The sequence below is a fragment of the uncultured Bradyrhizobium sp. genome (assembly GCF_936943645.1).
Taxonomy (GTDB): Bacteria; Pseudomonadota; Alphaproteobacteria; order Rhizobiales; family Xanthobacteraceae; genus Bradyrhizobium.
This window is the reverse complement of sequence record NZ_CAKZJO010000108.1, coordinates 1-19,084: the sequence shown is the minus strand read 5'-3', so window position 1 is coordinate 19,084 and position 19,084 is coordinate 1. Positions and strand designations below refer to the sequence as shown.

The 19,084-nt window shown below is 63.8% G+C and carries 19 protein-coding genes and 1 pseudogene; 11 read left to right on the top strand and 9 right to left on the bottom strand.

Annotation, left to right across the window (positions count from 1 at the left end; all coding sequences use genetic code 11):
* Nucleotide 1 precedes the first annotated feature (1 nt).
* From Q0743_RS32445 to pncA, 6 genes are all read right to left on the bottom strand, one after another.
* Entirely contained in the window at nt 2-1,639 is a 1,638-nt protein-coding gene (locus Q0743_RS32445; protein WP_298245487.1) for an ABC transporter substrate-binding protein, read from the bottom strand.
* 30 nt (nt 1,640-1,669) lie between these two features.
* Entirely contained in the window at nt 1,670-2,485 is an 816-nt protein-coding gene (locus Q0743_RS32440; RefSeq protein ID WP_298245486.1) for a sugar phosphate isomerase/epimerase, read from the bottom strand.
* 490 nt (nt 2,486-2,975) lie between these two features.
* Nucleotides 2,976-3,356, bottom strand: a complete 381-nt coding sequence (locus Q0743_RS32435) for a GrlR family regulatory protein (RefSeq protein ID WP_298245485.1) — start codon at nt 3,354-3,356, stop codon at nt 2,976-2,978.
* A 30-nt stretch (nt 3,357-3,386) separates the two neighbouring features.
* Nucleotides 3,387-5,420, bottom strand: coding sequence for an NAD(+) synthase (locus Q0743_RS32430; RefSeq protein WP_298245484.1), 2,034 nt, complete (start codon nt 5,418-5,420; stop codon nt 3,387-3,389).
* A gap of 140 nt (nt 5,421-5,560) precedes the next feature.
* Complete coding sequence (locus Q0743_RS32425; protein ID WP_298245483.1) at nt 5,561-6,676, bottom strand: alpha/beta fold hydrolase; 1,116 nt, start codon at nt 6,674-6,676, stop codon at nt 5,561-5,563.
* Between the two features lie 16 nt (nt 6,677-6,692).
* Entirely contained in the window at nt 6,693-7,319 is a 627-nt protein-coding gene (pncA, locus tag Q0743_RS32420; RefSeq protein ID WP_298245482.1) for a bifunctional nicotinamidase/pyrazinamidase, read from the bottom strand.
* A 276-nt stretch (nt 7,320-7,595) separates the two neighbouring features.
* On the opposite strand from pncA, the gene glk reads away from it, so the two are divergent.
* The 3 genes from glk (at nt 7,596) to Q0743_RS32405 (ending at nt 9,232) form a co-directional block, all read left to right on the top strand.
* On the top strand, nt 7,596-8,582 hold the full coding sequence (glk, locus tag Q0743_RS32415) for a glucokinase (RefSeq protein WP_298245550.1): 987 nt from the start codon (nt 7,596-7,598) through the stop codon (nt 8,580-8,582).
* 146 nt (nt 8,583-8,728) lie between these two features.
* On the top strand, nt 8,729-8,932 hold the full coding sequence (locus tag Q0743_RS32410; protein WP_298245481.1) for a hypothetical protein: 204 nt from the start codon (nt 8,729-8,731) through the stop codon (nt 8,930-8,932).
* A 144-nt stretch (nt 8,933-9,076) separates the two neighbouring features.
* Nucleotides 9,077-9,232: a hypothetical protein gene (locus Q0743_RS32405; RefSeq protein WP_298245480.1), complete on the top strand. Its 156-nt coding sequence runs from the start codon at nt 9,077-9,079 to the stop codon at nt 9,230-9,232.
* A gap of 61 nt (nt 9,233-9,293) precedes the next feature.
* On the opposite strand, the gene Q0743_RS32400 is transcribed toward Q0743_RS32405, so the two are convergent.
* Nucleotides 9,294-9,671 (bottom strand): response regulator, encoded by a 378-nt coding sequence (locus Q0743_RS32400; RefSeq protein ID WP_298245479.1) that lies wholly within the window; start codon nt 9,669-9,671, stop codon nt 9,294-9,296.
* Nucleotides 9,672-9,782: 111 nt separating this feature from the next.
* Nucleotides 9,783-10,580 (bottom strand): Spy/CpxP family protein refolding chaperone, encoded by a 798-nt coding sequence (locus Q0743_RS32395; RefSeq protein WP_298245478.1) that lies wholly within the window; start codon nt 10,578-10,580, stop codon nt 9,783-9,785.
* Nucleotides 10,581-11,047: 467 nt separating this feature from the next.
* Between Q0743_RS32395 and Q0743_RS32390 the strand changes: the two genes are divergently transcribed.
* The 6 genes from Q0743_RS32390 (at nt 11,048) to Q0743_RS32365 (ending at nt 17,184) form a co-directional block, all read left to right on the top strand.
* Nucleotides 11,048-12,388, top strand: a complete 1,341-nt coding sequence (locus tag Q0743_RS32390) for an extracellular solute-binding protein (protein ID WP_298245477.1) — start codon at nt 11,048-11,050, stop codon at nt 12,386-12,388.
* 140 nt (nt 12,389-12,528) lie between these two features.
* Nucleotides 12,529-13,467, top strand: a complete 939-nt coding sequence (locus tag Q0743_RS32385; protein WP_298245476.1) for a carbohydrate ABC transporter permease — start codon at nt 12,529-12,531, stop codon at nt 13,465-13,467.
* Entirely contained in the window at nt 13,467-14,378 is a 912-nt protein-coding gene (locus tag Q0743_RS32380; RefSeq protein WP_298245475.1) for a carbohydrate ABC transporter permease, read from the top strand. The genes Q0743_RS32385 and Q0743_RS32380 overlap by 1 nt, the downstream gene beginning before the upstream one ends.
* Before the next feature lie 20 nt (nt 14,379-14,398).
* Entirely contained in the window at nt 14,399-15,499 is a 1,101-nt protein-coding gene (locus Q0743_RS32375; RefSeq protein ID WP_298245474.1) for an ABC transporter ATP-binding protein, read from the top strand.
* 34 nt (nt 15,500-15,533) lie between these two features.
* On the top strand, nt 15,534-16,523 hold the full coding sequence (locus Q0743_RS32370) for a hydroxyacid dehydrogenase (protein WP_298245473.1): 990 nt from the start codon (nt 15,534-15,536) through the stop codon (nt 16,521-16,523).
* A gap of 169 nt (nt 16,524-16,692) precedes the next feature.
* Nucleotides 16,693-17,184 (top strand): hypothetical protein, encoded by a 492-nt coding sequence (locus Q0743_RS32365; RefSeq protein ID WP_298245472.1) that lies wholly within the window; start codon nt 16,693-16,695, stop codon nt 17,182-17,184.
* 11 nt (nt 17,185-17,195) lie between these two features.
* On the opposite strand, the gene Q0743_RS32360 is transcribed toward Q0743_RS32365, so the two are convergent.
* Entirely contained in the window at nt 17,196-17,699 is a 504-nt protein-coding gene (locus Q0743_RS32360; RefSeq protein WP_298245549.1) for a DUF1993 family protein, read from the bottom strand.
* A 115-nt stretch (nt 17,700-17,814) separates the two neighbouring features.
* On the opposite strand from Q0743_RS32360, the gene Q0743_RS32355 reads away from it, so the two are divergent.
* Together Q0743_RS32355 and Q0743_RS32350 are read left to right on the top strand one after the other, a co-directional pair.
* Nucleotides 17,815-18,597: a transporter substrate-binding domain-containing protein gene (locus Q0743_RS32355; RefSeq protein WP_298245471.1), complete on the top strand. Its 783-nt coding sequence runs from the start codon at nt 17,815-17,817 to the stop codon at nt 18,595-18,597.
* 270 nt (nt 18,598-18,867) lie between these two features.
* Nucleotides 18,868-19,084 (top strand): annotated as a pseudogene (locus Q0743_RS32350) (DUF2147 domain-containing protein); the annotation flags it as partial.

The window sequence follows — 19,084 nt, the reverse complement described above, 5'->3', positions numbered from 1 at the left end:
CTCAGGCCTCGAAATTGCCGGCGCGGAAATCCATCGCGAAGGCGGGCGAGGCCTTCCACTTGATCGATTTCGGCTTGGCCGTGAAGGTCGCGTTCTGGTGCAGCACCGTATAGGCGGGATCCTCGCGCTCGGCGATCTCCAGCATGCGGCGGAACGCCTTCTTGCGGGCGGCGCGATCGGTCGAGGTCTCCAGGAACTCCGAGAGCTTGTTCAGCTCGGCATTGGTCCATTCGCCGATCTGCTGTTGCTGGCCGTTCGGGCCATGCTGGGCCACCAGCGAGGACACGGGGTCGTTGAAGGCAGCCGAGTTCGACCAGTCGCGCACGGCGCGGGTCGGCGCGCGTTCCATGATCTGCGACCAGTTCTCCTTGGTCTCGATCTGGACGTTGAGGCCGACCGACTTCCACATCTCCACCAGCACCTGCGCGGTCGCGACCTGGTTGGTATAGTAGTTGTTGAGCAGGCGATACGGGATCGGATCGCCCTTGTAGTTCGCTTGTTTGAGCAAATCCTGGGCGAGCTTGGGATCGTAGGCCGGCACGTCCCAATCGGCATTGAACATGTCGCCGTAGAATTCCCATTGCAGGCCCTTCGGCACGCGGGTGCGGCCGGCCCACAGGCTGTCGACGATGGCCTGGCGATCGATCGCGTGGGTGAAGGCGCGGCGCACCAGCGGATTGGCGAGCACGGCATGGTTCTTGTCGAACACGGTGAGGCGGTGATTGAGGATGGTGCCGCCCTGCACTTCGAACGCCGAATTCTTCTCGATGCCGGCGATCTGGTCCGGCGGGATGTCGCAAGCGAACTGGTATTCGCCCGAGAGCAGTCCATTGATGCGGCTCGCCACTTCAGGCACTTCGAGGAAGCGGATGCGCTTGAGCGGCGGACGGCCGCCCCAATATTCGTCGTGGGCTTCGAGCGTCAGCGAGACGTCGGGCTTGAGCTCGACGACCTTGTACGGACCCGTGGTGACAGGCTTGCGCGCCCAGTCGAGATAGCTGGCGGACTCTTCCCAGGCGCGGCGGTTCATGATGTCGGAGCCGTAGCGCGACAGCCGGCCCTCGATGGTGACGTCGGGCGTCGCGTTGTAGAAGCGCACGGTGTATTTATCGACGGCATCGACGCGGACGAGGTCCGGCCAGATGCGGCGCGCGACCGCGGGCACGTCGGGCGGCAGCTCCTTGCCCGGCCGCGGCGTCGGGATCTTCTCGAAGGCCTGGATGGTCGAGCGGCTCTTGGCCTCGGTCTCGCCGAACATGCGCTCGCGGCTGAAGGTGAAGACGACGTCTTCGGCCGTTAGCTCGTCGCCATTGTGGAACTTGACGCCCTGGCGCAGCTTCACCTCGACGGTCTGGTCGTCGATGCGGCGCCATTCGGTGGCAAGGCCGGGCACGGCCTCGAGATTGCCGCGCCAGTTCTTCGAGATCAGGCCTTCCCAGATCGAGGAGAAGAACACGCGCTCGCCGACATTGGACTGCTCGCGCAGCACGTCGAGCACGTTCGCATTGGTCACTTTCTGCACGGCGACCGTCACCGACGGACGGTTATCGCCTTGCGCGATGGCAAAGCGCGGCAGCAGCAGCGTGCTTGCGGCGGCGCCGCCGGATTTCAGGATGGTGCGACGGGTAAGTTTGCTCATGGCGGTGACCCCTGCCCTGGATGATGCTGGTTATTCGGCGAGACCGAGCGCGGCGAGATAGCCTGCGCCCTTGCGGACGTCGTCGTGGTTGCGCAGTTCGAGGATCAGCCGCGGGTTGGAATTCAGCCGTCCCAGCGCGCGGAATACGGCAACCCACGGAATGTTGCCTTCGCCCGGCGCCCAGTGCCGGTCGGCAAAGCCGTCGGTGTCCTGAAGATGCACATGCGTCAGCATGTCGCCGGCGGTCTCGACGTAGTAATCGACAGGCGGCGCACCGGTGGAAATGTGGGCGTAGTTGGCGTGGCCGGTGTCGAGCGAGACGCGGACCTTGGCGCTTTCCAGCGCCTTGGCGAGGCGGACGCGGTCGCGCGGATCCTTGTCCTCGATGTTCTCCATGACGATCTCGCAGCCGATCGTCTCGGCGCGCGCGATCAATTCGGCGAGCGTCGCCTTGACGCGCTCGACGATGTTGGTGCGATTGTCGGGATAGAGATCGAGATTGTTGTGGTCCCAGGTCGTGAACGGCGAATGGATCACCATCTGCGTCGCGCCGAGGAACTCGGCGGCATCGAGGCCCTGGAGCAGGCGCTTGGTCACCGCCTGGCGGATCATGGGATCGTGGCTGTCGATCTTGAAGCCCCAGAACGGGCCGTGGATGCCGAGCCGACCGGTATGGCCCGACAGCATCTGCTTGATCTCGCTGGCGGTGCTGCGCCAGTCGCTGTCGAGCAGATCGGCGCGGAAGAAGTCCTGGATCTCGAGGTCGCGCTGCCGGTCCAGAAGCCAGTCGCGATGCGCGGGGATCGATTTGATGGACAATGCGGCGCCCAGCACCGGCTTCGACATGGCTTGCTCCTTGACCGTCAGCGATGACGGGGAGCAGCGCTAGACCAGTTCAATGACAGGCCCGTGAAGCGCGGATTTCGCAGCGCGGACGAATTGTGGACATCTCGCCGACTACGCGCCGGATTCGCACAAGGGCGGCGGCTGCGATGTCGAGCGAGCACATGGCAAGCGGTATCCTTGTCCGTAGTGATCCGGAATGGAATCCTAACCATAGTTCGCGTACATCGCGGGACATCGATCGGCGGCCACTTCCACGGGCATCACCCTCTGATCGCGCTACATGGGGTTGGGGGACCACATGGGGCGGGGGATTGAAGCTGGGGCAAGGTGACGAGGTCCGGACTCCTAGGCACTCCGGACCTCGAAACTTTCTAAGATTGAACGCAACTTCGCGCCGTCCGGCTGGGGCATCCGGGCGGCGCGTTGTCGCTTCGGCAGGTGCTGTCGCTCCTGGCGCGAGAGCGATCGGTGCGGACGAGCCGCCGTCAGCTCACATCGCATCCTTCAACGTCAGCCGTGCCGTGAACGTGACGCTGATCTTGCCGACCAGCGCCATGCCTTCGACTTCGGCGCCGCCCGGGTAATAATCACCGGAGAAACCACAGGTCACCTCCCTGCCTCCGAAGACGAGCGTCTTGCCGACAGCTTCCGTGTGCTGGTTGACGATCATGTCGCCGCGCCACTTACCGTTCCGGAAGGTGTAGCTGCCGGTGTAGTAGAAATAGCTGTCGCCGCCCATGATGCGCCCGTCGCAGAGCACGACGACGCCCCTCGCCTGACCGCGCTTGCCGTCGCGCATCTCGATGTCGAAGATGTAGAGGCCGTTGACGACCTTGGCCTCGTCCGCTTCCGCCCGATCCCCCGCCGACATCCGATCCTCTCCCCCGCCCGATCCCGTTGATCAGTTCGGCACGTTCCGCTCGAGGTCCTCGAGCCACGCCGCCGCACTCGAATCCGATGGCGCGCGCCAGTCGCCGCGGGGCGACAACGAGCCGCCCGACGAGACCTTCGGGCCATTCGGCATCGCCGAACGCTTGAACTGACTGAAGGCGAAGAAGCGGCGCAGGAACACCTCGAGCCAGCGCCTGATCTCCTCGAGCTCGTAGGCCCTGCGACGATCAGCCGGAAAGGCCGGCGGCCATTCGCCCTTGGCCACGTCCTTCCAGGCGTGCTGCGCCATGAAGGCGATCTTGGATGGGCGCATGCCGAAGCGCAACGTGTAGAACAGGTTGAAATCCTGCAGCTCGTACGGCCCGACCGAGGCTTCCGTGCTCTGCGGCTTCTGGCCGGGCTCGACCGGCACCAGCTCGGGTGAGATCTCGGCGACCAGGATCGAGCCGAGCGTGCGGTTGACGTCACCGCTGAACTGCTGTGATGAGATCACCCAGCGGATCAGGTGCTGGATCAGCGTCTTCGGCACGCCGGCATTGACGTTGTAATGCGCCATCTGGTCGCCGACGCCATAGGTGCACCAGCCGAGCGCGAGCTCGGAGAGATCGCCGGTTCCGATCACGATGCCGCCGTGATGGTTGGCGAGCCGGAACAGATAATCCGTGCGCAGCCCCGCCTGCACGTTCTCGAAGGTGACGTCGTAGACTTTCTCGCCATTCCCGAAGGGATGGCCGATGTCCTTCAGCATCTGCGTCGCGGTGGTGCGGATGTCGAGCTCCTGCCAGCTCGTGTGCAACGCCTGCATCAAGGCCAGCGCATGGCTCTTGCTCTCGCTGCCGGTGGCAAAGCCCGGCATGGTGTAGGCCAGAATGTTCTCGCGCGGCAGGCCGAGCAGATCGACCGCCTTGGCGGCGACGATCAATGCGTGGGTGGAATCGAGTCCGCCCGAGACGCCGATCACGACGCGCTTGGTGCCGGTGGCGCGCATGCGCTGCACGAGGCCGGCGACCTGGATGTTGTAGGCTTCGTAGCAATCCTGCTCGAGCAGGCCTTCGTCGCTCGGCACGAACGGGAAGCGTTCGATCTTGCGCAGGAAGCCGATGTCGGCGGACGGCGGTTTCAGGGCAAACGTCACCTTGCGATAGAACGCCTCGCGCTGCCTGCGGTTGTCGTCGAACGTGCCCATCAGCGCGCGTTCCTGCCGGAGCAGATCGAGATCGACGTCGGCTGTCGTGACCTGGCCGCCCTGGCGGAAGCGCTCGCCCTCGGCCAGCAGCACGCCGTTCTCGTAGATCGAGGTCTGGCCGTCCCAGGACAGATCCGTGGTGGACTCCCCGGCGCCGGCGGCCGCGTAAACGTAAGCCGCAAGGCAGCGTGCGGAGGTCGATTGGCACAGCAGCGCGCGCGAGCGCGCCCGGCCGATTGTGATCGGGCTGCCCGAGAGATTGATGAGAACACTGGCCCCCGCCAGCGCCAGCTCCGAGGCCGGCGTCACCGGGATCCACATGTCCTCGCAGATCTCGACGCCGATGGTGAGGCCCGGAACGTCCTCGGCCGCGAACAGCAGGTCGACGCCGAATGGCGCGTGCAGCCCGCCGAAGCTGATCGTCTCCCCGGCCATGCCGGCGCCCGAGGCGAAATGCCGGCCCTCGTAGAATTCGCGGTAGGTCGGCAGATAGGATTTCGGCACCACGCCGAGCAAATTGCCGCGATGAATGACGACGGCGCAATTGTAGATGCGATGACCAAAGCGCAGCGGCGCGCCGACGATCAGGACCGGCATCAGCCCCGCGGAGGCCTCGACGATGCCGGCAAGGCCCCGCTCGACGGCGTCCAGCAGCGGATCCTGCTTGACCAGATCCTCGATCGCATATCCGGACAGGCACAGCTCGGGAAACACGGCGACCGCCACCGACTGCTCGTGACAGGCATTGGCCGCCGCCAGCACCGCCTTGGCGTTGGCCGCGGGATCGGCGACATGGGAGGTGGTGACGCAGGCCGCGACGCGCGCAAATCCGTGAGCGTAGATCGAGTGGAAAGTCATCGAGCGCAGTACCCTTAATCTCTTCTCGGCCGAAGCCGTCAGCTCCGAACCCTATGTAGCCCATCGGCCGCGGCCCGTGCAGGCCATCCGCCGTCATGCATAACGGATTTGCAGGGCCGCTTGGCCTGCGCCTGGCGATTTCAGGCGCGGTGGGCCAGTGCGCCGGACAGATCGTCGCGCAGCCACGCGGCGATGCGCGGCCAGGCATGCGCGTGGGTGCGCGCGCCCATGAAGAGGCCGAGGTGATTGCTCGGCTCGGAGGCCGCCGCAATGAAGGCCGGCGGCGTGCCGAGGAGCCCCGCGGTGGCAAGCGCCTGCGCAGCCGGCACGACCTCGTCGTCAAGCCCGGCCAGCAGGAAGACCGGTGCCTTGACGTCCTTCAGATCGATCGTGCGACCAAGTGCGACGAAACTGCCGCCGGCGATCCGGTTCTCCCGGAATATCCGTTTGACGATCTCCAGATAATATTTGCCCGGCAGATCGAGCGTCTCCGCGTTCCAGCGGTCGAAGCGCGCGAGCAGAGCCGCGCCCTCCTCGTCCGACAGGTCTCGCTGAAGCGCCGCGACGATATCATCGCGGTTCGGCGCCTTGGACCACAGGCGCAGCATCTCCCCGCCGCTGACATTGCCGCCGCCGCGCGCGACGAGCTGGTCGTAGACCATACCGGGCGCGTTGCGGGTAAGCCGGCACAACGAGGACTCGATCGACAGGTCGACGGGGGCGCCTGCGAGCACCAGCCGCCGCACCTTGGCCGGAAACCGCGCCGCATAGAGCAGCGACAGCCAGCCGCCCTGGCACAGGCCGACCAGATCCACCGGCGCGCCGATCTCGTCGATGGCGACGTTGAGATCGCCGAGATAGCTGTCGATCGAGAGATAGCGCATATCCGGCGTCGCCGAGCGCCAATCGGTCAGATAGACTCGGTCGATGCCGCCGGCTTGCAGGGACTGCACCACGCTGTGGCCGGGCGCGAAATCGGCGATCAGCGCCCGATGCAATGCATAGGGCGCACAGACCAGCGCCGGCGGGCCGGACTTGTCTTTCGAGCAATCGCGCAGTCGCATGGTCGCGAGCTCGAGCGCGACGTCGTTCGGCGTCGTCCAGGCCAGACCGCTGTCGTCCTGCTCCACCGGGCCGCGCTCCAGCCACCAGAAGCAGGAATCCATGGCAAGACGCGCCGCCGCAAACGGCCACAGCAGCGGATCCTCCGGGTTGGCGTCCTGGGCGTTTCTCTCTTTGCGGGCCTTTCCCACCATGACTATCTCACGATCCCTAAAGGAACGCCTCCAGCCCGACCACCGAGATGCCGCGCTGTCGAAAGCTCTGATGTGTCGCGGCCACCGAACCGTCGAGATCGATGCCGCGGCAGGCCTCCGCGATGACGACGACCTCGAATCCCGCCTTGCGGGCGTCCTCTGCCGAGAAGCGGACGCAGAAATCGAGCGCAAGCCCGGTGACGAAGACGGTCTTCAGCTCGCGCTCGCGCAAATAGCCGAGCAGGCCCGTCGGCGTCCTCTTGTCGTTCTCGAACAAGGCCGAATAGGAATCGATGCCGCGGCGAAAGCCCTTGCGCACCACGAGGCTCGCGCGCGTCTCGTCGAGATCGCGATGAAATTCGGCACCGGAGGTGCCCTGCACGCAATGCGCCGGCCAGAGCACCTGGGTGCCGTAGTCAAGCTCAATGGTCTGGAACGGCTGCTTGCCCGCATGGTTCGGCGCAAACGAGACGTGGTCGCGCGGATGCCAATCCTGGGTCAGCACCATATTGCCGAATCTTTGGGCGATGCGGTTGATGGCGGGGACGACCTTCTCGCCGCCGGGAACGGCGAGCGATCCGCCGCTGCAGAAGTCGTTCTGCACGTCGATCGCCAGCAGCACATCGCGGTCGGAAATCTTCATCACCGGTCTCGTTTGAAGGGTCCGGCACGCCTGCGCCGGACAAGCCCCCCTTAGTGTCGGTCTTCCCGCGCTGCTTCGCAACCGCTGGCGCCTTGCGACGCGAATTGGTCGCCGGGCGCCCGCCAGCATGCAACGGTTTCGCCCCGTCCGTGTTGACTAGGCGCATCCTGGGGCGGATTCTCGCATCATCCGCGACAGGCGGATCGGGTCGAATGTGTGGAGGACAGGGTGCCGCGGCCAGCGGGCGGCGGCAGCCACGAGGTCATGAATACCGGCATGGATATCGGCAAGACTGGACAGATACTTCTCGCCGATATCGGCGGCACCAATGCGCGCTTCGCGCTGAGCCGGAGCGAATTGGGCCAACTCGATCAGGCCCAACCGATCGACTACGTGAAGGTTGCCGATTTCCCAACCGTCCGGGACGCCATTGCGGACGTCCTGGCGCGGCGGGCCGGCGGCCAGCGCCCCCAAAGAGCCGTGCTGGCCGTAGCGGGGCCTGTCACCAACAATCGCTGCGTCATGACCAACAGTCCCTGGGTCATCGACGGCAACGAGCTGCAGCCGGCGCTCGGCTTCGACAGCGTCCATGTGCTCAACGATTTCGAGGTGGTCGCCTGGTCCCTGCCCGCCCTGCATCCTGCCGATCTGATTCCGCTGGGTGGACAAAATGGCCTGCCCGGAGAGCCGCTGCTGGTGGTCGGACCGGGAACCGGCTTTGGCGTCTCCTGTCTGGTCGAGCGCCATGGCGCGCGGCTGGCCATCGTCACGGAAGCCGGACATGCGACCCTGCCGGCCGAGAACGAGCATGAGGAACGCGTGATCGCGTCCTTGCGCCGGCGCCTGGGCCATGTCGACATTGAATTCGGCGCGCTGTCCGGTACCGGCCTGCAAAATCTCTACGACGCGCTGGCCGAGGTCGACGGCGCAAACGTGCCGCGGCGCGACGCGGCTGGCATCACCAAGGCGGCCCTGGATGGCAGCTGTGCGCACAGCCGTGCGACGCTGGATATGTTCTGCGCCATTCTCGGTTCCGTTGCGGGGAATCTTGCGCTGACGTTCGGCGCTCGCGGCGGCGTGTACATCGCCGGCGGCATCGCGCCCCGCTTCCCCGAGTTCCTTGCGGCCTCCGCCTTTCGTGCGCGCTTCGAGGCGAAGGGGCGCTTCGAGAATTACTTGCGCAATATCCCGGCCTGGCTGGTGACGAAGCCCGATGCGAGCTTCCTCGGCCTGAAGATGTTTGCCGATTCACAGGCGGGTTGAGATCCGGTCGTCTCCGCTGCTCACGGTTCCAGTCATGCACAGCTGATTGCTGCGCATGCACGCCTCCGGACGGGATCGCGCTTGCACGCCTGTTTCGGATGAGAAACAATCCCGCCGTGTGTGTGGCGTAGTTGCGGGGGCGTGACATGCGTAAGCAGGATTTGGGTTTCGACTATCACCGCTATCACCGCCTGCTGTGCGAGGCGGACGACGAAGACAAGCGGCTGGCACTGATCGACCTCTTGATCGAGGAAAAGGCGCGGGACCGGCTGGCCGCCCAGCGCGCTTCGGACCGGGCCGCCATGACCGCCCAGACCATTGCCACGGTGCTGAAGAACGGCCGCAACTGAGGCGTGCAATCCGGCCGCAGCCGGTGAGGACGCGAGCCTCGATTGCGACTCCGTTAACGACGCCTCGCAATCTGATGTCAAACTTTTTGCTCTAGAAGTTCCCTCACCTGATGCAATTCAGGATCAACAAGGGGGGAATGAAACATGAGCATGATTTCGCTTGCCGCGATGCCGGCCGCCGTCGAAACCCGTTTTTCCGATTCGTCGTTCAAGACCATCTTGCTGCTGTGCTGCACGGGCCTGGTCGCCTCGTTCGGCCTGATGGCATACGGCATCGACCTCGGCGCCGGCCTGGTCTGAGACCGCCACAAGTTCCATCGCCAAATGGCCGCCCTTGACGGGCGGCCATTTTCGTTCTGGCTCAATGCGGCGCTTGGGGCGCAGGGCCCGGAAACATCGAATCGATCATCGCCTTGAGCTGGTCCATCGCAATGGGCTTGCGCAGGATCGGCCTGCGCCGGAGCAAGGATGGCAGCAGTTCCGGACCGTAGCCGGTGGCGAACAGAAACGGCTTGCCACGGCGCTCGATCAGGTCGGCGACGGGATCGACGTAGACGCCCATGAGATTGATGTCGAGGATGGCCAGATCATATTGAGCGGTCATCGCGAACGCACTGGCGTCCCGGACATTATCCGCTTCCGCGACGACGTGGTGGCCGAGTTCCACCACCATGTCGGCGATCATCATCCGGATCAACGCCTCGTCTTCGACCAGGAAAACGGAGAGTCCGTCCGCCATATCAACCCCGCAGTCAGCTTGCCAAGATAATCATACCTCAATTCCGGAGGGGATTCACGAATTCGTGGCAGGCGCCGTTAATTCAGACGCGCCCGATCCGATTCAACTTGATCAATCCAATCCCCGCTCGTGGCTCAGGCGCACCATCTCCTGGATGAAGACCTGCTTCTGCTTGTCGTCGAGGCTCGAATACAGCGGCTCGGCGGCATCGGCGACATTGCGCTGGTCGGCGGCGCGGTCGATCAGGAACTGCGCCTCGTTGCGCATCTGCTCGATGATGTCATCGGGCGGATCCCGCTTGGCGCGGGCAACCCGCAAGTTGAGCCGCTCTGCACCATTATGCCCCAGGTAGTGCATTGCGCTCGAGAAACCGTACCAATGCTTTTCCTGGTCGGGTGTCAGGTTCAGCTCGGTCTTGATCCGCTCGATATAGGAATCGCTGTTGGCAACGATCTGTTCGGCGGTCTGCTGCGGGGCGCCGGGCTGGGTGAGGACCGTGACGTCCTTGTTGTCCTTGCCCTGTGGTGCGTTCTTCGCCTCCTTGCTCGCCTTGGCGCCCTTCCCCCCCTTGGCGCTCTTGGCGTCCTTGTCCTTATCCTTTTCCTTGGCGGCGCCCTGCTGCTTGGCATCCTTGCCCGTATTGTCCTTGGCGGCCGGAGCCTGATTGCCGTTGTTGTTGCCGACACCGAGCACGCCGGTGAAGACGCCGACCACGCCGCCGATTGCGCCGCCGAGCACGCCACCGACGGGACCCGCCGCCTTGTTTCCGGCCGCCGCGCCATCCTGAACGCCTTTGACCAAACCTTGAGCATCGGCCACTGCGGCGCCACCGAGCAGCAGCGCGAGCACGGCCCCCAGCGCAAACCATCGCCGCAAGTGAAGCCGCGCTGACGGCGCCGGGTTGATCATTCTCGTCTCCATCGTCGATATGACTGGCCTGTTGGAGCGGGAGCCCCCGCAACTGCAACTCTATCGTTTCCGCCGCGATCCGGTCCAGACGCAGCCAAGTGCTGTCCACGTCCGAAAACTCTTTCGCACGAAGCGGTTATGCAGGCTCATTCGAAACTGCGGCGTAATTGCGCACGGATCGTTCCAGACCGGTTCACGTCAAGTGTGCATCGCAAAACGAGCGAGCGCAGCTGACGACCGGCGCACGATTGCTGCCTTCCAACACGCAACGTTAGTTCTATGCGCGGGCACGTTCGGCTTTCTCGACAGACGCGACCAATCATGATCTGATCGCGCTACCAATTTGCTGCGGCCTGCGTGAATTTCGATTGAGCCGACGGCACCAATAAGAAAATCGAACAACAAGAACTCGGAAAAAAGAAGTCTTAGAGGAAACTCCAACAACAACACCCAGGCGAGGAAACGAGATGTCACGCAAGAAACTGACGCGACGTCAATTTGTGGCTGCCACTGCAATGTCCTCCGCGGCGCTGATCACGGCGCCCTATGTCCGGGGCGCTTACGCCGCCGGCAAACTCTCGATCGGCTTCTGGGACCATTGGGTCCCCGGCGCCAACAAGGCTTCGACCGACCTCGTCAACGAATGGGCGGCGAAGGAGAAGGTCGAAGTTACGATCGACTACATCCCAAGTCAGGGCAACAAGAACCTGCTGACGATTGCCGCCGAAGCGCAGGCCAAGTCGGGCCATGATATTTTCGCGATGCCGACATGGTGGGCCCACTCCAACGCCGAGCAATTGGAAGATGTCAGCGACATCATGAAGCCGATCATCGCCGAGAACGGAGAGGTGAACGGCACAGCCAAGTATCTCGGCACGTCAGGGACCAAATGGCTCGGCGTTCCCGCCTGCGTCGGCAGTCAAATCAAGGGCCCCTGCTCCCGCATCGATTTGATGAAGAAGCACGCGGGCATCGACGTCCAGGAGATGTATCCGGCCGGTTCTCAACCAAAGGCCGACAACTGGACGCTCGAAACATTCCTGAAGGCTGCCGAAGCCTGTCACAAGGCAGGCTTCCCGTTCGGAATCGGCCTCGGCGAGACGACCGACAATGTCGATACGGCGGGCGCGATCTTCCTCTCGTTCGGCGCCCAGCTCGTCGATGCCAAGGGCAATCTCACGGTCAAGACCGATGCGGTTCGTCAGGCACTCGACTTCTACAAGAAGCTGATCAGCTTCCTGCCGCCCGACGTCGCCGCCTGGGACGACGCATCCAACAACAAATGGCTGGTCTCCGGCAGGGGTGCGATGATCATGAACCCGCCCAGCGCCTGGGCCGTCGCCAAGCGCGACGCGCCGCAGGTCGCGGAGCAATGCTGGACGCACGGATTCCCGGCCGGACCAAAGGGGCGTTTTGCTCCCTACCTGCCGTATTTCTGGAGCATCTGGAACTTCTCGAAGAACAAGGAGGCGGCGAAGAATCTCCTGGTCCATTTGTCGAAGCCGGCGGCGATCGAAAAGATGGTGGTCGCGAGCGGCGGCTACGACCTACCGGCCTATGAGAAGCTGACGACGTTGAAGGTTTGGCAGGAGGAAGGGCCGCCGAAAGGCACGCTCTATCACTATCCGAACCCCTACAAGCATCAGACGCTGTCGATTGCAGCCTCTCCCGCGCCGCCGAAGATCGCCCAGCAGATCTATGCGCAGGCCACACTGACCAAGATGTGCTTGCGGTATCATCAGGGCGAAGCGATGGAGAAGACGCTCGCCTGGGCCGAAGGCGAATGCGAAGGCTTCATGCGGAGCTAGACCGGAAAGGCTCGCCGCGACGGCCTTAGGCCGCCTGCGGCGAGTGTTCCGTCTCATCCACCTGTCGAGAGCCGACAGCTTCGGCTCTCGACCCTCCCAAGAGTCGGGTCCACCGACAAAACCGCGCGAGGAAATGCACCATGGCGGATGTCGCATTGCAGCCGGACAGGGTTGGCGCAGCGCAACCTGCGCGAAAACGCTCTAGTCTGCAAAAGGCGCTCAAACGCAAATCGACTGCGGCGTTCCTGATGACCCTGCCGCTGATCATTCTTATCGCGCTTCTGGTGCTTTACCCTGCGTTCTACTCGCTTCATCTGGCGACGCTCAACAAGTCGATGCAGAGATTCGTCGGTCTCGGCAACTTCGAGTTCCTGTTCAAGCGCGACACGTTCTGGCTGGTGGTCAAGCAATCCTGCATCTTCGCGATCACGGCCGTGTTCTTCAAGGCGCTGATCGGCTTCATCGTCGCGCACTTCGTCCATAACATTCCGGCCAAGGGTCAGCGCAAATGGCGCGGCATGCTGCTGGTGCCCTGGGTGATCCCACCTGCGATGAGTACGCTCGCATGGCTGTGGCTGTTCGATCCCTCCTACAGTGCATTCAACTATACGCTGTCGTTCTTCGGAATCGGACCGATCCCGTGGACCGGCGACGCGGCCTGGGCGCGCTTCTCCGTCATCTTGGTCAACGTCTGGTACGGCGCACCGTTCTTCATGATCATGTATCTGGCGTCCCTGAAATCGGTGCCCGACCAGCTCTATGAAGCCGCAGCGATCGACGGCGCCAATTGGTGGCAGCGCATCTGGTACGTGACGCTGCCGATGATGCGCAACATCATCGCGATCACGACGCTGTTCTCGCTGATCGTGACGTTCGCCAATTTCGACATCGTGCGGATCCTGACCGCCGGCGGCCCTCTCGACCACACTCACATCTTCGCCACCTGGGCCTTCAGGATCGGCATCGAGGGAAGCGACATTCCGCTTGGTGCCAGCGTCTCCCTGTTCATGGTGCCGATCCTGGCGGTCGCAGCGATATTCATCCTGCGGGATGTCAACAAGCGCGGGAATGAAGCCTGATGAGCTCAGTCACGATAGACAAGGCCGCGCCGACGCGCACCGTCAAGTATGGAAGCATGAGCCGCGACCGCAAATGGGCGCTGCGATGGTCGTACTTCTTTCTGACGCTGTTTGCGATCTTCTCGCTGCTGCCGCCGATCTACATGCTGGTCACCTCGCTCAAGAGCAGCGCCGAAATCTCGGCGGCGACCAATCCATGGTGGGTGTTCCACCCGACGCTCGAGAACTATATCGGCCTGCTGACATCGAACCAGTTCCTGAGGTTCTTCTGGAATTCCGCGCTGGTTTCGATATTCGTGGTCACCATCACGATGCTGATCAGCGTGCCCGCGGCATTTGCCCTGGCGCGGATGCGGTTCTGGGGGTCGGCCACGCTGGCGACCGGCGTGTTCCTGACCTATCTCATCCCGGACAGCCTGCTGTTCATTCCGCTGTTCAAGGTGTTTGCGCTCTTCGGCGATTGGACCGGCATCCAGCTCATCAACCGCTGGTACGTGCTGCTGTTCATCTATCCGACGCTGACGGTCCCGTTCTGCACCTGGATCATGATCGGCTACTTCGCCTCGATCCCCAAAGAGCTCGACGAGGCCGCGATCATCGACGGAGCATCCTGGTTTCAGACGCTGACCCGGATCTTCATTCCGGTGGCGCTGCCCGGGCTGATCGCCGCGACCATCTTCGCCTTCACCGTGTCCTGGGCGCAATTTCTCTATCCGCTCGTGTTCACCACCTCCACGGACCAGCTCGTGCTGCCGGTCGGCATCATCACCACGCTGATCAAGGGCGACGTATTCAACTGGGGACAGATCATGACCGGCGCGCTGCTCGGCGCGGCACCGCCGCTGATCATCTATGCGTTCCTGATGGACTACTACATTGCCGGCCTGACCGCCGGTGCGACAAAGGGTTGATGGCGAGGAGCTGAAGTTCGATGGCTGACGTTGCTTTGCGGAAGGTAGTCAAGCGTTACGACGACGTCGAAGCCGTGCGCGGCATCGACCTCGACATCGCCGACCACGAGTTCATCGTGCTGGTCGGCCCCTCCGGCTGCGGCAAGTCGACGACGCTGCGGATGATCGCCGGGCTCGAGGACATCAGCGACGGCGACATCATGATCGGCGGCGACGTCGTCAACGACGTGCCGCCGAAGGACCGCGACATCGCGATGGTGTTCCAGAACTACGCGCTCTATCCGCACATGACGGTCGCGGAGAACATGTCGTTCGGGCTGCGCCTGAAGCATTATCCCAAGGCCGAGATCAAGGCGCGGGTGACGGAGGCTGCCCGCCTGCTCGACATCACCGACCTGATCGACCGCAAGCCGAAGCAGCTCTCCGGCGGCCAGCGCCAGCGCGTCGCGATGGGCCGGGCCATCGTCCGCAACCCGAAGGTCTTCCTGTTCGACGAGCCGCTGTCCAATCTCGACGCGAAACTCCGCGTGCAGATGCGGATCGAGATCAAGAAGGTGCACCAGAAGGTGCGCACCACCACCGTCTACGTCACCCACGACCAGGTCGAGGCGATGACCCTGGCCGACCGCGTCGTGGTGATGAACAAGGGCAAGATCGAGCAGATCGGCACGCCGAACGAGCTCTACCACAAGCCGGCCACGCGCTTCGTCGCCGGTTTCATCGGCTCGCCCGCGATGAACTTCATCCCGTGCCGGCTCGAGGATGTCGGCGGCACGCTGCAGATCCGCCTCACCGACCGCATCGCCTTTGCGCTGCCGCCGGCCCGCGCTGCGCGTTACAACGCGTTGCCGCGCACCGAGAAGCTCCTGCTCGGCATCCGGCCTGAGCATCTCACCGAGTCGCACGCCCATCACGGACCGGGCGTCGAGTCCTTCGACACCGTGCTCGACGTCACCGAGCCGATGGGCATGGAGACTCTGGTCTATTTCGGGCTCGACGGCACGCCGGTCTGCGGCCGCGTCGATCCCAATGCCGGCGCCACGGACGGGGCTCCCATGCGTTTGGCGATGGACCTCAATAACATGCACCTGCTAAACGAGGCGACCGGCGTCGTGTTGTGACGCCGGTTCAAGAAACTCGTGCAGGCAGGGGACGATGGCGACCAACAAGAAGAAGATTTTCGTTACGCAAACTTTGTCGCAAGGGGCCCGCGCCCTCCTCACCCAGCGCGACGACATCGAGCTCGTCGAGTTCGCCAACCTGATCTCGGCCCGGGATTTCGAGGCCCTGCTGAAGAGCCATGCGCCGGTCCATGGCGTTGCGCTCGGCGCGACCGCCTTCGGCGAGACCGAGCTCGAAGCCGCCAAGGACATGAAGGTGGTGACCCGCATCGGCGTCGGCTACGACGCCGTCGACGTGCCCGCCCTCTCCCGCCGCAAGGTGCCGCTGATGGTGGCAGGCAGCGCCAACTCGCCCTCGGTCGCCGAACAGGCCCTGTTCATGATGTTGACGCTGGCCAAGCGCGCGCAGGAGCTGCATGCCTGCGTCAAGGACGGCAAATGGGCCGACCGGCTCGGCATGCTGCCGTTCGATCTCTACGGCAAGACCGTGCTGATCATCGGCTTCGGCCGCATCGGCAGCCGCACCGCCAAGCGGTGCCTTGCCATGGAAATGAAGGTGCAGGTCTACGATCCCTACAAGCCTGCAGCCGAGATCAAGGCCGCCGGCTGCGAGCCGGTCGCGGACCTCGACGCGGCGCTGCCTCACGCCGATTTCGTCACCATCCACTGCCCGAAGACGCCGGAGACCGTCGGCCTGTTCGATGCTGACAGGATCGGCCGCATGAAGCCGAAATCCTATCTCATCAACACCGCGCGCGGCGGCATCGTGAAGGAAGCCGCGCTCTATGACGCGCTGACGTCCGGCAAGCTCGCCGGCGCCGGCATCGACGTGTTCGAGGTGGAGCCGCCGCCGGTCAGCAACGCGCTGTTCGCGCTGCCCAACGTCATCATCGCCCCGCACGTCGCCGGCGTCACGGTCGAGGCGGTCCAGCGCATGAGCGAGCAGACCGCGCGCAACATCCTGAGTGTGCTGGACGGGGATCCCATCACGCAGAACGTCATCAATCAGGACGTGCTGGGCTGAACGCGACCCGAGGCGGATGGTCAACCCATCCGCCTTCGGATGGCCAGAATGCGTCCCATTTTGGTGCAGATCGAGCCCCAACTCAGCCTTAATCAAACGCGCCTAATGTTCCCGGCCGCGGCGGCAGTGGGACAAACTAGCCGGCCGCGTCGAGCTGGAGGATGGACCCTTGTCAGAGATCGACCCGACCGACCACGCGCTGGCGACCATCGCCAGCATCCTGGAAAACCCCGAGCCCGTTCTCGTCGTTCGCCAGACCGAGACCGAAGTCGTGGTCGCCGGAGAGCGTGAGCACCTGGCTTCGGACGAGCAGGCGGACATCGACGAGCAGCCGGCTCTCGACGACCATCCTGTCGTCGAGGAGCAGCCGCTGGTGCCGGAGCACACCGACGCCGATGGCTATAGCAAGGTCGGGCCCGGCCCCATGGTGGCGATCCGGCTCAAATGGACGGTCCATCGCGGCGATGACGGCCAGTACTACGTGCACGAGACCATCGGCGAACAATCCGCGCCGGTTGTCAGCGGCCCCATGACGAGCGAGGCCGCCGTGCATTTCGTCGACGTCCAGGAGGACGAGGCGCAAAGGCGCTTCGAGCTGCTGCGCAGCGAGATCGCCGGCCGCAGCTCGCTCGCCGACTACGAGCGCAAGGGCGAAGCCTGAAGCGCGGCGAGTCAGCGCTCGCGCGGGCCGAGGAAGTCCCGCTTCACCAGCTCGACGCCTGCGTGCCGCAACAGGTCGTAGGCGGTCGTGACGTGAAAGAAGAACTGCGGAACGCTGAACGTCAGCAGCAGCGTCCGCCCGGTGAAGGGCAGCTCCGTCCCGTTCTTCAGCTTGAAGAAGACATTCCGCTCGGCCGCCGCGTCGATCTCTGCACGCGGCAGGCTTTCGATGAACTCGATCGACGTCGCAATGCGCGCCTGCAGCCCGGCCATGTCGTGCTCGAGCGGGGGCAGCGCGACCGGCTCGCATTCTGCCAGCAGGGCCGGCGCGACCACGGCATGGCGGCAGGCCTCTCCCACCTGCTGCGCCAGATCGTACATGTTCGGCGCAAGGCGCATGCCGAGCAGGACCGCCGGGTTGAACTTGCGGGCCTCCGCATAGACGACGCCCTTGTCCAGCAGGACCGACAGGTTGCGCAAATGGGGTACGAAGAGGCCGACCGAGGCCTCGTGCATCGAGATCGTCACGTCGAGATTCCTTTCAATTCCGCCTCGCCAGACGCGCGCATCTGGTCTAAATCCACGCCGTAAAGAGCTGCACAATGACAGCTTGCGCAGGGGTGGAGAAGAGATGTCCGTTCGAATTGCAGTGGCTTTGGTTGTGGCGGTGTCGGCAATTGTTTCGGCCCATGCGCAACAGGCATCCCCCTCGCGCCTCGACGAGATCGTCAAGCGCGGCACCTTGCGCGTCGGCATGACCGGCGATTACAAGCCCTTCACCTATCTGGACAAGACGACGCAGAAATTCAGCGGCTTCGACGTCGACATGGCGGAAGCACTCGGCAAGGCGCTCGGGGTCAAGGTCGAGTTCGTGCCCACGGCCTGGCCGAAGCTGATGAAGGATTTCGAGGCCGACCAGTTCGACATCGCCATGGGCGGCGTCTCGGTCACGCTCGACCGGCAGAAGAAGGGCTTCTTCTCCACGCCCATCATGCGCGAGGGCAAGACGCCGATCACGCGCTGCGCCGACGTCGGCAAGTACCAGAGCATTGCCGACATCGACAAGAAAGGCACCCGCGTCATCGTCAATCCCGGCGGCACCAACGAGCGCTTCGCGCGCGCCAACATCAAGGATGCCGACATCACCGTCTTTCCCGACAACACGGTGATCTTCGACGAGATCGCCAAGGGCAAAGCCGACCTGATGATGACGGACGCCTCGGAGACGCGCTACCAGCAGAAGCAGCATCAGGGCGTGCTCTGCGCGGTGCATCCGGAAAAACCGTTCGACTTCTCCGAGAAGGCCTATTGGCTTCAGCGCGACATGGCCCTGAAGGCCTTCGTCGACCAATGGCTGCACATTTCCATGGAAGACGGCAGCTACAGGAAGATCTACGCCGCCTGGTTCGACTAGGGCGTTTGTCGCGCGACGCAAGGGACCGGTCGCGTCGGGAAGGACTCGATGACGTGGAAAGCCGGGATGCCGTTCTGATTCCGCTGGAACGGCGCTTCAGGCCGCGTCCTCGTGTCGCTTGCCGCGGCCTCACTTTGGACTGGCCCCTGGGCTATTGAACCCGGAACAGCAGGACGACGACTCATACCGAGACAGTGATCTAGATCACTTTTTGCGATCGGACCGGCGCCTAAGCGTCGGTGCGGGGACCATCTGTTGAGGAGATCCGAAATGAGGAAGCTGTTGGCTGCGGCCACATTCCTTTTGTTGGCGAGCACAGCTGCCCAGGCGCAGTACACTTTCGAATATGGCGGACGCACCATCCGCATCGATCCGGACCGTGGCACGGTGCAGATTCCCGGCGTCTACGACAACACCGGCCAGCCCAAGGCCAAGAAGGCCAAGAAGAACGAAACGGCGCCGGGCCAGCAGCCGCCGCAGCAAGCTA

Bases quoted from the DNA above. Each gene is read 5' to 3' on its own strand.
- Q0743_RS32445 (WP_298245487.1), bottom strand. From the start codon at position 1,639: ATGAGCAAACTTACCCGTCGCACCATCCTGAAATCCGGCGGCGCCGCC.
- Q0743_RS32440 (WP_298245486.1), bottom strand. From the start codon at position 2,485: ATGTCGAAGCCGGTGCTGGGCGCCGCATTGTCCATCAAATCGATCCCC.
- Q0743_RS32435 (WP_298245485.1), bottom strand. From the start codon at position 3,356: ATGTCGGCGGGGGATCGGGCGGAAGCGGACGAGGCCAAGGTCGTCAAC.
- Q0743_RS32430 (WP_298245484.1), bottom strand. From the start codon at position 5,420: ATGACTTTCCACTCGATCTACGCTCACGGATTTGCGCGCGTCGCGGCC.
- Q0743_RS32425 (WP_298245483.1), bottom strand. From the start codon at position 6,676: ATGGTGGGAAAGGCCCGCAAAGAGAGAAACGCCCAGGACGCCAACCCG.
- pncA (WP_298245482.1), bottom strand. From the start codon at position 7,319: ATGAAGATTTCCGACCGCGATGTGCTGCTGGCGATCGACGTGCAGAAC.
- glk (WP_298245550.1), top strand. From the start codon at position 7,596: ATGGATATCGGCAAGACTGGACAGATACTTCTCGCCGATATCGGCGGC.
- Q0743_RS32410 (WP_298245481.1), top strand. From the start codon at position 8,729: ATGCGTAAGCAGGATTTGGGTTTCGACTATCACCGCTATCACCGCCTG.
- Q0743_RS32405 (WP_298245480.1), top strand. From the start codon at position 9,077: ATGAGCATGATTTCGCTTGCCGCGATGCCGGCCGCCGTCGAAACCCGT.
- Q0743_RS32400 (WP_298245479.1), bottom strand. From the start codon at position 9,671: ATGGCGGACGGACTCTCCGTTTTCCTGGTCGAAGACGAGGCGTTGATC.
- Q0743_RS32395 (WP_298245478.1), bottom strand. From the start codon at position 10,580: ATGATCAACCCGGCGCCGTCAGCGCGGCTTCACTTGCGGCGATGGTTT.
- Q0743_RS32390 (WP_298245477.1), top strand. From the start codon at position 11,048: ATGTCACGCAAGAAACTGACGCGACGTCAATTTGTGGCTGCCACTGCA.
- Q0743_RS32385 (WP_298245476.1), top strand. From the start codon at position 12,529: ATGGCGGATGTCGCATTGCAGCCGGACAGGGTTGGCGCAGCGCAACCT.
- Q0743_RS32380 (WP_298245475.1), top strand. From the start codon at position 13,467: ATGAGCTCAGTCACGATAGACAAGGCCGCGCCGACGCGCACCGTCAAG.
- Q0743_RS32375 (WP_298245474.1), top strand. From the start codon at position 14,399: ATGGCTGACGTTGCTTTGCGGAAGGTAGTCAAGCGTTACGACGACGTC.
- Q0743_RS32370 (WP_298245473.1), top strand. From the start codon at position 15,534: ATGGCGACCAACAAGAAGAAGATTTTCGTTACGCAAACTTTGTCGCAA.
- Q0743_RS32360 (WP_298245549.1), bottom strand. From the start codon at position 17,699: ATGCACGAGGCCTCGGTCGGCCTCTTCGTACCCCATTTGCGCAACCTG.
- Q0743_RS32355 (WP_298245471.1), top strand. From the start codon at position 17,815: ATGTCCGTTCGAATTGCAGTGGCTTTGGTTGTGGCGGTGTCGGCAATT.